This is a genomic window from Allobosea sp. WAO (genome assembly GCF_001509835.1).
Classification (GTDB): domain Bacteria; phylum Pseudomonadota; class Alphaproteobacteria; order Rhizobiales; family Beijerinckiaceae; genus Allobosea.
In genome coordinates this window covers 201617-214409 of sequence record NZ_JXTJ01000010.1, presented here as the reverse complement: position 1 = coordinate 214409, position 12793 = coordinate 201617, and the positions used below count along the sequence as shown (strand labels likewise).

Below are 12793 nucleotides of genomic sequence, written 5' to 3'. Positions count from 1 at the left end.
GACCCTCCATGCCTGACCGGCGCAGAGTTCTTCAAACTCTCGCCGGTCTTTTTCTGTCTGCCTTCGGGCTGGGCAGCTATGCCTATGCCTGGGAGCCGGCCCATCAGGGCGTGACGCGTTACCGGGTGAAGCCCGCAGGCTGGCCTGAAGGCCGAACGCTTCGTCTCGCCGCCATCTCCGATCTGCATGTCGGCGGCCCGCATGTGCCGGTGTCGCGGGTGCGCGAGATCGTCGATCAGACGAACCTGCTGGAGCCCGATCTAACCCTGTTGCTGGGGGATTTCATCGCCAGCCGGGCCAAGCGGCCGGACGATCCGCCCGAGGCGGCCTGGGCGTCGGAACTCGCCCGCCTGCGGGCGGCCGACGGCCGTTTCGCCATTCTCGGCAATCACGATTGGTGGCACGACGACAGGGCCCAGCGCGACTATCGCGGCCCGACCGAAGTCAGGCTCGCCCTCGAGGCGGTCGGCATTCCCGTGCTCGAGAACGATGCGCTCCGGCTGGAAACCAGGGCCGGCCCGCTCTGGGTCGCCGGTCTCGGCGACCAGCTCGCCTTCCTGCGACCGCGCCGGGGCCAGCGCCGCGGCATCCACGATCTTGCCGGCACGCTCGCCAAGATCGACGACGACGCGCCGGTGGTCATGATGGCGCATGAGCCGGACATTTTTGCACGCATGCCCGCACGCGTCTCCCTGACGCTCTCGGGGCATACCCATGGCGGCCAGGTCCGCATCCTCGGCTGGTCGCCGATCGTGCCCTCGCATTATGGCAACCGCTATGCCTACGGCCATGTCGTCGAGAACGGCCGCAACCTGATCGTCTCGGGCGGGGTCGGAACGAGCAAGCTCCCGGTCAGGCTGGGCGTCCCGCCCGAGATCGTGCTGGTCGAGCTCGGTTAGGCGACGCCCTGCCCTCAATGCGCTCTTTCCGGCGCGAACAGCAGCTTGACGAAGCCGCGATAGGCCAGCACCTGACGGGCGAGCCGGCTCGGATCGCCGAGCGTCCGCGACATGATGATGCCGCCATCGATCACGCAGGAGAGCATTTCGGCGAGATCGTCGAGCGGTACCGGCTCCCGCATGTGATGCTGCTCCGAGATTTCCGACAAGACGCTCCGAAAGCGGGTATTCCAGCTGCGCACCGAGGTCGCCGTCATCGCGCGCACCTCCCGGTCGAACAGGCGCTCCTGGTAGCAGATGCTGGCGATCAGGCAGCCGGGATGGCCGTTCGGCAAATCGTCCATCAGCTCGGCGAGCAGCTTGAGCGAAATCAGGAAGGCCGGCAGCGGGTCGTCGGCGAGCTCCCGCCCGCGCGCAAAAATCTCGTCGAACAGCCGGTCATTGGCCTCGACATAGCGCCGCAACATCTCGCGGGCGAGCTCGTTCTTGTCGCGAAAATGGTAGAAGAAGCCGCTCTTGGTGATCCCGGCCTCGGCGATCACCTCCTCGATCGAGGTCGCGCCGAAGCCCTTGCTGAGGACGCCGGCCTCGGCGATGGCGATGATCCTCTCGCGCGTAGCGGCGCCTTTGCTCATGGCTCGGCTCCTCTCGGCTGTACCGAGGGTACAGTCTTTGCGGGCGGCTGGTTAGGGAAAAAGCGCCCCGCGCCGGCCGAAACACCGCAAGTCCATGAAAGCGTGAAGAGAATTCTCCGCCAGTCGACTGGACCACGAGACGTCTAGAACCCGGGCCGCCTCGGGAGCGATAACCCCTCCACGCAACCGCCCGTTCGGCTGGCCGGTTGCCGAAACCAGACCGGACGGAGGGGTTTGATGGCCAGATACAGGCACGAACTGCCGCAGCTCGACGGCGGCATCTTTCTCAGCGATGGCGGCATGGAGACGACCTTCATCTTCCATGACGGCATGGAGCTTCCCCACTTCGCCTCCTGCGTACTGCTGGAGACGCCCGAAGGGCGCTTCCATCTGCGCAACTATTACGAACGGTATCTCGCCATGGCGCGCGGCCGCGGCGTCGGCTTCGTTCTCGACAGCGCGACCTGGCGTGCCAATCCCGACTGGGGCCGCAAGCTCGGCTACGATTCCGCGCGGCTCACCGCGGTGAACCAGGCCGCGATCGCCATGCTCGTCGAGTTGCGCGATCTCTGGGAAGCGCCGTCCATGCCTTGTGTGATTTCCGGAGCGATCGGGCCGCGCGGCGACGGCTACCGGGCGGACCGGACCAGCGTCGCCGAAGCGGAGGATTATCACGCCACGCAGATCGCGACCTTTGCTTCGACGGAGGCGGACATGGTCGCGGGCTACACGCTCAATCATGTCGAGGAGGCGATCGGCATCGCCGGAGCGGCGAAGCGCCTTCAGATGCCCTGTGCCATCTCCTTCACGGTCGAGACCGATGGACGGCTCGTGACAGGCGCGACATTGCGCAGCGCGATCGAGGCGGTCGAGGCGGCGACGGACGCTTATCCGGCCTACTACATGATCAACTGCGCCCATCCGAGCCATTTCACGCAGGCCCTGGAAGCCGGCGAGACCTGGGTCCGGCGCATCCATGGTGTCCGCGCCAACGCCTCGGCGCGCAGCCATGCCGAGCTCGACGATTCAACGGAACTCGATGCCGGCGACCCCGTCGATTTCGGCCGCCGCTACGCCGAGCTGACGCGTCGCTTCCCGACGATGCGCATCCTGGGCGGCTGCTGCGGCACCGACCATCGCCATGTCGCCGCGGTCTGCGAGGATTGCATCGAGCCGGTCAGGCTGAGCGCCTGAAGTGCAAGGCCGCTCCGATCGGTTCGGCCTGAGACCTGAGCGTCAGGACTGAAAAGGCGAAGCCGGCACCGATCGGGTTGATCGGTGCCGGCTTCACTGATTTCGTAGATCGTGTGGGCCGCGCCCGAAGGCGCTTGCCTCAGCGGACGATGACTTTTCCGCCGACCTCGGCGCGATTGTAGAGGTCGATCGCATCGATATTGCGCATCCGTATGCAGCCCGAGGAGGCCGAGCGGCCGATCGTCTCGGGCTCGTTGGTGCCGTGGATGCGGTAGAGCGTGTCCTTGCCGTTCTGGTAGAGATAGAGCGCGCGGGCGCCGAGCGGATTGTCCGGCCCGCCTTCCATGCCGCCGGCGCGCGGCGCCAGATGCGGCCAGCGCGCGATCATCTCGGCCGGCGGGGTCCAGCGCGGCCATTCCGCCTTGCGCTGCATCACGGCGGTGCCGGTCCAGCCGAAGGCCTCGTCGCCGGTAGCGACGCCGTAGCGGATCGCCTTCTTGTTCGGCAGCACGAAGTAGAGGAACTTCTCTGTCGTATCGACCACGATCGTGCCCGGCGCCTCGCCGGTCGGATCGGTGATCTCATAAGGCATGTGCGTGATCTGCGTCTCGAACTTCGGCACCAGCGCCATGTATTCGGCATCTCGGGCCGAGAGCGAGGGCGCATTCACGGTCTTGTATTGGCACGCGCCGAGAAGGACGGACACGCCGAGCACAGCAACGAGAGACCGCTTCATGACTTCCACCGACGACGCCAGGACAGCGTCTGTTATGATGAATGGATCGTTAAGATTCGGTGACCCGACAGACGCAAGCCAGGCCCGGAACGGAGCCCAGATTTACGGCGACAACGTCGGCCGTGCAACGAAGTTCCGGGATTTTGGCGCGATTTGGCTTCTTGCTGCGTTGCAGTGACAATATGGTCACGCCTTCGGCGTCCGCTGACCCAAAGATACCCTGCCCTGGAGACCTCTGCGCGTGACGACGCTCCTGATTAGCCACCCTTCCAGCCTCCAGCACGCGACGCCGGCCGGCCATCCTGAACGAATCGACCGGATTCGCGCCGTCGAGCGCACGCTCGAGGATGAGCGTTTCGCCACGCTGCAGCGCGTCACGGCCCCGGAGGGCACGCTGGCGCTGGTCGAGCTCTGCCATGCGCCGCGCTTCGCGCAGGCCGTCGTCGAGGCCTCGCCCCAGAATGGCATGGTCCATATCGATGCCGACACCTCGATGTCGCCGGGCACGCTCTCGGCTGCCTTGCACGGGGTCGGCGCCGCCGTGCACGCGGTCGACGAAGTCATGACGGCGCGCGCCGCCAACGCCTTCTGCGCCATGCGCCCGCCCGGCCACCATGCCGAGAGCGACCGGGCGATGGGTTTCTGCTTCTTCAACAATGCCGCGATCGCCGCACGGCATGCGCAGAAGGTCCATGGCGCCGAGCGCGTCGCGATCCTCGACTGGGACGTCCATCACGGCAACGGCACGCAGGAGATCTTCTGGAGCGATCCGAGCGTGCTCTACGCTTCGCTCCACGAGATGCCGCTCTTCCCCGGCACCGGCGCCGCCTCCGAACGTGGCGAGCACGGCACCATCGTCAACGCGCCCTTGCGCGCCGGCGACGGCAGCGACGTTTTCCGCGATGCCTACGAGAACGCGGTCCTGCCGCGGCTGGAGGCTTTCCGCCCCGATCTGGTGATCATCTCGGCCGGCTTCGACGCGCATTGGCGCGACCCGCTCGCCAACCTCAATCTGAAGGAGTCCGACTTCGCCTGGGCGACGCAGAAGCTGATGGAGCTGGCCGACCGCCACGCCGGCGGCCGGCTCGTCTCGATCCTGGAAGGCGGCTACGATCTCGAGGGCCTGTCGAAATCGGTCGCCGCGCATGTCATGGCGCTGATGCGGGGGTGAACGCCCCCGCCATCCAGGATCACACCGTAGAGCCTCATCCTGAGGAGCCGCAAAGAGCGTCTCGAAGGATGCTCCAGAGGACTCCGGCACCAGCTGGATCATCCTTCGAGACGCGGCCTGCGGCCGCTCCTCAGGATGAGGGCTTGAACCCTTGGGCTTCTGGCAGCGGTGAGCCCTATTCCAGCGGTTCGGTTTCGGCGATCTCGATGCCGAAGCCGGAGAGGCCGACGAAGGAGCGCGAGGTCGAGGCGAGGTTGACGATCGAGGCGACGCCGAGATCGCGCAGGATCTGGGCGCCGAGGCCGATCTCGCGCCATTGCTGGAAGCGCACCGCATCCGAGCCTTCCTCGACGCTCTTGATCGGCACGCCGGCCGAACCATCGCGCAGATAGACCAGCACGCCGCGGCCCTCCTTCTGGAACCGGCGCAGCGCGCACTGGATCGAGGAGGCACCGCCGAGCACATCGGCAACGACATTGGCGCGGTGCAGCCGGGCCGGCACCTTCTCGCCATCGCCGAGCTTGCCCATCACGAAGGCGAAATGCTGGGTGTCGTCGAAGGGCGTCACATAGACATGGCCGGTCATCTCGCCGAACTCGGTCTTGACCGGGAAGGAGTGGACGCGCTCGACCAGCTTCTCGCGCGCCTGACGATAGGAGATCAGGTCGGCGACGGTGATCTGCTTCAGCTTGTGCTTCTCGGCGAAGGCGGCGATCTGCGGCCCCTTCATCACCGTGCCGTCGTCGTTCGCCAGCTCGCAGATCACGCCGACCGGCGGCAGATTGGCGAGCTTGCAGAGATCGACGGCCGCCTCCGTATGGCCGGAGCGCATCAGCACCCCGCCCTCCTTGGCGATCAGCGGGAAGACATGGCCCGGGCGGACGAAATCGGCGGCGCCCATATTGCCGTTGGCGAGCGCGCGCACCGTGTTGTTGCGCTGCTCGGCCGAGATGCCGGTGGTCAGCCCGTGCTTGACGTCGACCGTGATGGTGAAGGCAGTGCCGAGCGGGGCGTCGTTCGAGGAGACCATCGGGTCGAGCCGCAACCGGCGGGCCTCGTCGCCGGTCAGGGGCGCGCAGACGATGCCGCAGGTGTTGCGGATGATGAAGGCCATCTTCTCCTGCGTGCAGAGCGAGGCTGCGACGATGAGATCGCCCTCGTTCTCGCGATCATCGTCATCGGTGACGATGACGATCTCGCCGCGCGCGAAGGCTTCGATGGTCTCGGCGACATTGCTCTGGGTCATGGCGGCCTCACGCGGGCCCTGCAGGCCCAGGAAATCATTGGGGGTGACGGCACCGCCGGTGGCGGCGGCGATGCGCTCGGCGCTCTCGCGCGAGATCCAGGCATCGGGGTCGTTGCAGAGCGCGGTCACGCTCGCGGGCGACAGGCCGACCTGGCGCGCAAAAGCGCTCCGGCCGATCTTCTGCTGTTGGAGCCAAGCATCGAGTCTCATGGCGTCTATTTAATACGCCATACCTTCGCCTGCAATGAAGCGGCGCATAAATTTCAGTGATACTGAAAAATAGGGACTGCTATCGTCATTCCGCACAAGCCGCAGCGCGGCGCAGATCCGGAATCCATCTGAGGGCGTCGCACTCTACGATGGATTCCGGCACTCCGCGTCGCTGCGGCCGGAATGACGGTCGAGAAGCGGACGGCTCTAGCGCCCGAACGGCCAGCGCGGCTCGACCACCCCGACCTGTCCGCGATGGCGCAGATAATGGTCGGCCAGCACGCAGGCGACCATCGCCTCGCCGACCGGAACGGCCCGGATACCGACACAAGGGTCGTGGCGGCCCTTGGTGAACATCTCGGCCTCGCCGCCGCTACGCGTCACCGTGGCGCGCGGCGAGAGGATCGAGGAGGTCGGCTTCACCGCGAAGCGTGCGACGACCGGCTGGCCGGTCGAGATGCCGCCCAGGATGCCGCCGGCATGATTGGTCAGGAACAGCGGCTTGCCGTCATTGCCGGCGCGCATCTCGTCGGCATTGTCCTCGCCGGACAGCTCGGCAGCGCCAAACCCCTCGCCGATCTCGACACCCTTGACCGCGTTGATGCTCATCAGCGCCGCCGCGATATCGGCATCAAGCTTGCCGTAGATCGGCGCGCCCAGCCCCTCCGGCACGCCCTCGGCAACAATCTCCAGCACGGCCCCGATCGAGGAACCCGATTTGCGGATGCCGTCGAGATAATCGGCATAGAAGGCGGCGGCCTTGGCATCGGGGCAGAAGAACGGGTTGCGCGAGACCTCCTCCCAGTCCCAGTTGTCGCGGTCGATCTTGTGCGGCCCCATCTGCACCAGCGCGCCGCGGACCTTGAGGCCCGGCACGACCTTGCGGGCGATCGCCCCGGCCGCGACCCGCATCGCCGTCTCGCGCGCCGAGGAGCGCCCGCCGCCGCGATAGTCGCGGATGCCGTATTTCACGTCATAGGTGAAATCGGCATGGCCCGGCCGGTACTTGTCCTTGATGTCGGAATAGTCCTTCGAGCGCTGGTCGACATTATCGATCATCAGCCCGATCGAGGTGCCGGTGGTGACCTGCTCGCCGCTCGCCTCGTCGACGAAGACGCCGGAGACGATGCGGACCTCGTCCGGCTCCTGGCGCTGTGTGGTATAGCGGGACTGGCCGGGGCGGCGCCGGTCGAGCTCGAGCTGGATCTCCGCCTCGGTGATCGGGATCAGCGGCGGGCAGCCATCGACGACGCAGCCAATGGCCGGCCCATGGCTCTCGCCGAAGGTGGTGACGCGGAAGAGATGGCCGAAGCTGTTGTGCGACATGGTAACCCGACGTGTTTTCGCCTTGGGCTCATAGGCCGGATTGCTCCTGCGCGAAACCCTTAGGTCAGCATCGCAGAGAGCGAACGACCGGCCCGCGCCGCTTCCGAGCTTCGCTTCATGCGGCACCATGCGCGTTGACAGTGAGGCGATGCTGACGCTTTTGAAGCCGATGAAGCGCAAGACCTGCACCCTGCCGCGCTCCTGGCGCCCCGGGAGTGTCATCATCGCGGGCGCCTAGCCCCGGGCCAGCCGACAGACGCTGCGTTCGGGGAAGTGGCCCGGGCCGGCCACGACGCGCATCCCACGAACGTCGCAAACGCGCCCACTCTCCGCATCAGATCGGCCAAGGCCGCACCGGCTCCGTATCCGCGCGCCTCCGCCGAACCTCGCTCGACCCGCCCGCCTCGTGCGGGCGCCGGCAGGCTAGCCCTGCCCGGCCGGAAAGCAGATCATGCCCCCTTTCTCAGGCACGGGTCCGGCACCCGTCAGCCTCGCGCGCGCCCTTTCCAAGCTCGGCTATTGCTCGCGAACCGAAGCCGAGCGCCTGATCCTCGACGGCCGCGTCAGGGTCGACGGCCGGCCGGCCCGCAATCCTTCGCTGCGCCTCGACATGGGCCGCGCCAGGATCGCCGTGGACGGCGAGGCGATTGCGGCCGAGCAGCGCGTCTATCTGATGCTGAACAAGCCGCGCGGCATGATGACAACGCGCCACGATCCGGAAGGACGCGAGACCGTCTATGCCTGCCTGGAGGGGCTCGACCTACCCTTCCTGTCCCCGGTCGGCCGGCTCGACAAGGCGAGCGAGGGCCTCTTGCTGATGAGCAACGACACGCGCTGGGCGCAGACCATTCTCGACCCCGCCTCCGGCGTCGAGAAGACCTATCACGTCCAGATCGATACCGTTCCCGACGAGGCGATGCTGGCGCGGCTGCGGGCGGGCGCCACGGACGGCGAGGAACGCCTGACGACCCGGGCCGCAACCCTGCTGCGCCACGGCAAGCGCAATGCCTGGGTCGAGATGGTGATCGACGAGGGCCGCAACCGCCAGATCCGGCGGATCGTCGAGGCAGCCGGCGCCAAGGTTCAGCGCCTCGTCCGCGTCGGCATCGGCGCCTTGCCGCTCGGCGACCTCCCGAAGGGCGCGGTGCGGCCCTTGCAACCAGAGGAGATTAGGCTGCCGCTCGGCAATCTCTGAACGGCCCTGCGCCGGCTTCGGTACCCCCTAATGCGCCGCCTTGGCCGGCACGGCCGGGGCGCCTTCCCAGCGCGTATTCGCCGGGATGTTTTCGCCCTTCATGATCACCGTCAGCAGGCCGATCTGGGCGTAGTCGCCGACATGGGTGTCGTAGAGCACGGTCGCGCCGGCGCCGACACAGACGCCCTTGCCGAGATGCACCCGGCCGACCTTCATCACTCGGTCCTCGTAGAGATGGGTCTGCAATGCCGAATGGGCATTCACAGTGCAGAAGTCGCCGACCTTGATGCAGTCGAACTCGGTGATGTCGGTCGAGTCGAGCCAGACGCCCTGCCCGTACTGCGCGCCGAACAGGCGCAGGAACCAGGGCAGGAACGGCGTGCCGCGCAGATAGTCGAACAGCACCTTGCCGCCGAGGCCCCAATAGAGCACCGAGACCGCCTCGGTCCGCATCGCCCAGAACGACCACATCGGTTTCATCACGGGCTTGTAGACCCCCATCAGCAACCATTTCATCAGGGCGCAGATCAGCGCCTGCATGATGGCGATGACGACCGCGCAGCCCATGAAGGCGAGCCCGAGGCCGACCCAGTCGCGGTCGAAGATCTTCTGCTGCAGCACGAGGTCAACGGCGATGGTGCCGAAGGTGATGAACAGCATCGCCGGGAAGGAGGTATGCAGCGCCTCGAAGCCGGCGCGCGCCAGCTTCTTGCCGAGCGACGGCTTGTAGGTCCAGTCGGCGCCGAGATCGACCTTCTGCCGCGTCGGCAGCTTGATCGGCGGCGAACCGAACCAGGTGTCGCCGGGCGACATCAGCTCGTTCGCCGGCGGCTTCGACTTGATGCCGATCAGCACCTTGTCGGGAATCACGGCGCCGGGCGGCACCACGGCATCGTTGCCGACGAAGACCTGGTCGCCAGTCCTGGTCAGGTCGAGCCGCATATAGCCGCGGCGCATGTCCTCGTCGCCGAAGATCACCTCGTCGGCGATGAAGTTGCCGGCGCCGATGCCGGTGATGTCGTAGCGGCCGGAGAGATTGGTCGAGATCTCAGAGCCCTTGCCGATGCCGGCGCCCATCATCCGGTACCAGAAGCGCATATAGATCGTGGCGAACAGTGAGGAGAGCGTCTCCAGCGTCACCTCGGTCGCCAGTGCCACCGTCCATTTGCGGGCGTAGAAGCCGGAATGGATCGAGTAGGTGCCGGAATTGACGCGCGGCAGGATCAGCCAGCGCAGCGCGATGATCAGGAAGACCGTGATCGAGATGAGGCCAATCGCCGTCGGCCAGGTCAGGAACGGCAGGTACCAGAGATAACTGACCTCGGACCAGGTCGCGACCCAGTTGTCGATCCTGTCGAACAGCCAGAACGCCGGGAAGATCGGCAAGAGGCTGATCGGCGGCAGCACGATCAGCATGACGATGTAGAACAGCGTCATCGCGGCCCGGCGCCCGGTGCTGGCCCTGGCCTGCTCTGGCAGCGCCGCGACGTCGACCATGCCCGTCTTGCGCGCCGGCGAGCCGTCCCAGATCTCGGCCTCGCCGATCTTCAGGCCGGGCGCGATCGGCGTCAGGTCGCCGATCTCGGCATGGTCGCCGACGACGCAGTCATGTCCGAACACCACCGAGGAGCCGGCATAGACGTCCTTGCCGATCTTGATCCGCCCGATGATCAGGTTGGCGCCGACGGCCTCGGCATTGGCGAAGGTCGTCTTGGAGCCGAGCGTCGTGTAGTCGCCGATCTCGATCAGATCGACCGCGCCGGCCTCGTAATCGGAGATGATGACGTCGCGCCCGACCTTGGCGCCGAGCAGGCGCCAGTAGAAGCGCATCACCGGCGTGCCTTGCAGCCATTTGATATGGACGAGCCCGGCGACGCGCGAGGCGAACCACCAGCGGAAGTAATAGACGCCCCAAAGCGGATAGACGCCCGGCTTGGTCCGGCCCAGCACCAGCCATTTCAGGCCGATCGCGATGAAACCGGTCGAGATGGTGATCGCGACATAGATGCCGAGCAGCGCGAAGACCTGCCCCGTCAACGAGAGTTCCTCGCCCGAGAGCAGCATGTAACTGACGAAGATGCCGAGCCACTGCGCCGTCGACAGGCTGATGATGATCGGCAGCGCCGCCGCTTGGGCGAGGCCGCAGAGGAAGCGGCGCAGCAGCGAGGGCGGGGCGAAGGAGAGGTTCTCGGCAACGTGCGCCCCGCGGCTGTCGAGCAGCTCGGCCATCGCCCGCAAGGTGCGCGCGCCATAGACGTCCTGCAGCGTGATGCCGGCCAGGGCCGGCGTCTCGCGGACGATCGAGATGAAGCGCGCCGCCAAAAGCGAATGGCCGCCGAGATCGACGAAGAAATCCGCCTCGAGCGGCAGCGCCTGTGCGCCGAGCACCCGCTTGGCGGCGTCGAGCAGCGTGGCTTCCGTCTCGTTGCGCGGCGGCTCCTGCTCGCCGCTCGCCGCCGGCGCCGTCAACGGCGCCGCCTTCAGCATCTTGCGGTCGACCTTGCCCGAGACCATGCGCGGCAGCGAGCCGATCGGCTCGAAATGCGCCGGGATCATGTAGGGCGGCAGTTTTTCGCGCAGCGAGGCACGCAGCACCGCGCCCTCCATCTGAACGCCCGGCTCGCCGACCAGGAAGGCGACCAGCCGCTCGATGCCGTCATCGGTGCGCAGCACCACCGCCGCCTGGCCGATCCCGGCCTCGTCCGACAGCGCCGTCTCGATCTCGCCGAGCTCGACGCGGAAGCCGCGAATCTTGACCTGATCGTCGATGCGGCCGTGGAAGACGATGTTGCCGTTCTCGTCGAGGCTGACGGCGTCGCCCGAACGGTAGAGAATCGGATCCTCGGTGCCGCCGAACGGGTTGGCGATGAACTTCTCGGCCGTCAGCTCGGGCCGCAAGTGATAGCCCTTGGCGACGCCGGGCCCGCCGATCAGCAATTCGCCCTGCTGACCGACGCCGGTCAGCTTCATCTCCTCGTCGACGATGTAGGCGGTGTAGTTCGGGATCGGCCGGCCGATCGTCACCGGCTGGCCGGGCTCGACGAGTGCTGCCGTCGCGACCACCGTGGCCTCGGTCGGCCCATAGCTGTTGAGGATGCGCCGGCCGGGCTTCGACCATTTCTGCACGACTGCCGGCGGCAGTGCCTCGCCGCCGAGAATGATCAGCCGCAGGGACGGAATGTCGGCGGCCAGGATGCCGAGCAAAGTCGGCACCGTGTCGATCATCGTGACGCCGGCTTCTGTCAGGATCGCCGGCAGCTTCTCGGCGTCGCCCATCATCTCCGGCGAGGCGACGAAGAGCGTCGCGCCGGCCAGATAGGGCGTCCAGATCTCCTCCATCGACAGGTCGAAGGCGACCGAGGCGCCCTGGAAGACGATGTCGTCCGGCCCCATGCCGTAGAGCACGTTCCCCGAGCGCAGGAAGTGGCAGATATTGCGATGGCTGATGACGATCGCCTTCGGGACGCCGGTCGAGCCCGAGGTGTAGATCAGATAGGCCGGATGGTCGGGCGTCAGCCCGGCCGGGCGGGCCGGCGGCAAGGAGCCGTCGCTCGCAGCCGCAAGCTCCTGCGGGGACCAGACCGTGCGGTTGGTGGCGGCCGCCCTCGCCTTCCATTCAGCCTGCGTCACCAGCCCCTTGGCGTTGGCATCGTCGAGGCAGGTGGTGATGCGCTCGACCGGCGCCTCGGCATCGAAGGGCAGCCAGGCCGCGCCGGACAGGGTGATGGCGATCTGCGCGACCAGGAGATCGATCCCGCGCGGCATCCAGAGGCCGACCATGTCGCCCGGGCCGATGCCGGCGAGAGCCAGGCCGCGCGCCTGCGCCTGTGCCTGCTCCCAGACTTGAGCATAGGTGAGACGGCGCGCGCCCGAAATCATCGCCGGATGGTCGGGACGGCTCGCGACGGTCGCGGCGAAAATTTCCGCCAGCACCTCGTCGCGGATCAGCTCGGGCAGCTTCTCGCCTGCCAGCATCGCCAGCGGCCGGGCGCCCTTGGCAGGATCATCGGCCGGAATTGCGCTGATCTCGTTCATTCTGCCCCGCAACGGCAGCCACCGGCGCCGTGCGGCCAGGTTCCGGAAAACCCGCTGCGCATCCCGGCCTCCGGCGGCGAAGCCGCACCTTCATCCATGCCGATGCGGACGCATCCCCTTCGCGCCCGCGCCCGCTCGAACCCTGA

9 protein-coding genes are annotated in these 12793 nt (G+C 67.0%); 4 read left to right on the top strand and 5 right to left on the bottom strand.

Annotated elements, in window-relative coordinates; translation table 11 throughout:
* The first annotated feature begins 8 nt into the window (after nt 1-8).
* A complete protein-coding gene (locus tag DK26_RS20220) occupies nt 9-899 on the top strand; it encodes a metallophosphoesterase (RefSeq protein ID WP_066476188.1) in 891 nt (296 codons plus the stop codon).
* 14 nt (nt 900-913) lie between these two features.
* Here DK26_RS20220 and DK26_RS20215 read toward each other — a convergent pair whose 3' ends face one another.
* Entirely contained in the window at nt 914-1534 is a 621-nt protein-coding gene (locus DK26_RS20215) for a TetR/AcrR family transcriptional regulator (protein WP_066476187.1), read from the bottom strand.
* 237 nt (nt 1535-1771) lie between these two features.
* On the opposite strand from DK26_RS20215, the gene DK26_RS20210 reads away from it, so the two are divergent.
* Nucleotides 1772-2728 carry a homocysteine S-methyltransferase family protein gene (locus DK26_RS20210; protein ID WP_066476185.1) on the top strand — a complete coding sequence of 319 codons (957 nt, stop codon included), beginning with the start codon at nt 1772-1774 and terminating at the stop codon, nt 2726-2728.
* A gap of 139 nt (nt 2729-2867) precedes the next feature.
* Here DK26_RS20210 and DK26_RS20205 read toward each other — a convergent pair whose 3' ends face one another.
* A complete protein-coding gene (locus tag DK26_RS20205; RefSeq protein ID WP_066476183.1) occupies nt 2868-3464 on the bottom strand; it encodes a L,D-transpeptidase in 597 nt (198 codons plus the stop codon).
* A gap of 241 nt (nt 3465-3705) precedes the next feature.
* On the opposite strand from DK26_RS20205, the gene DK26_RS20195 reads away from it, so the two are divergent.
* On the top strand, nt 3706-4635 hold the full coding sequence (locus DK26_RS20195) for a histone deacetylase family protein (protein ID WP_066476179.1): 930 nt from the start codon (nt 3706-3708) through the stop codon (nt 4633-4635).
* 175 nt (nt 4636-4810) lie between these two features.
* On the opposite strand, the gene ribB is transcribed toward DK26_RS20195, so the two are convergent.
* Both ribB and aroC read right to left on the bottom strand, forming a co-directional pair.
* A complete protein-coding gene (gene ribB / locus DK26_RS20190; protein ID WP_066476476.1) occupies nt 4811-5881 on the bottom strand; it encodes a 3,4-dihydroxy-2-butanone-4-phosphate synthase in 1071 nt (356 codons plus the stop codon).
* Between the two features lie 417 nt (nt 5882-6298).
* On the bottom strand, nt 6299-7417 hold the full coding sequence (gene aroC / locus DK26_RS20185; RefSeq protein WP_066476474.1) for a chorismate synthase: 1119 nt from the start codon (nt 7415-7417) through the stop codon (nt 6299-6301).
* Between the two features lie 451 nt (nt 7418-7868).
* Between aroC and DK26_RS20180 the strand changes: the two genes are divergently transcribed.
* A complete protein-coding gene (locus DK26_RS20180) occupies nt 7869-8612 on the top strand; it encodes a pseudouridine synthase (protein ID WP_066476178.1) in 744 nt (247 codons plus the stop codon).
* Between the two features lie 27 nt (nt 8613-8639).
* Here DK26_RS20180 and DK26_RS20175 read toward each other — a convergent pair whose 3' ends face one another.
* Nucleotides 8640-12647, bottom strand: coding sequence for a Pls/PosA family non-ribosomal peptide synthetase (locus DK26_RS20175; RefSeq protein WP_066476177.1), 4008 nt, complete (start codon nt 12645-12647; stop codon nt 8640-8642).
* Nucleotides 12648-12793: the final 146 nt, after the last annotated feature.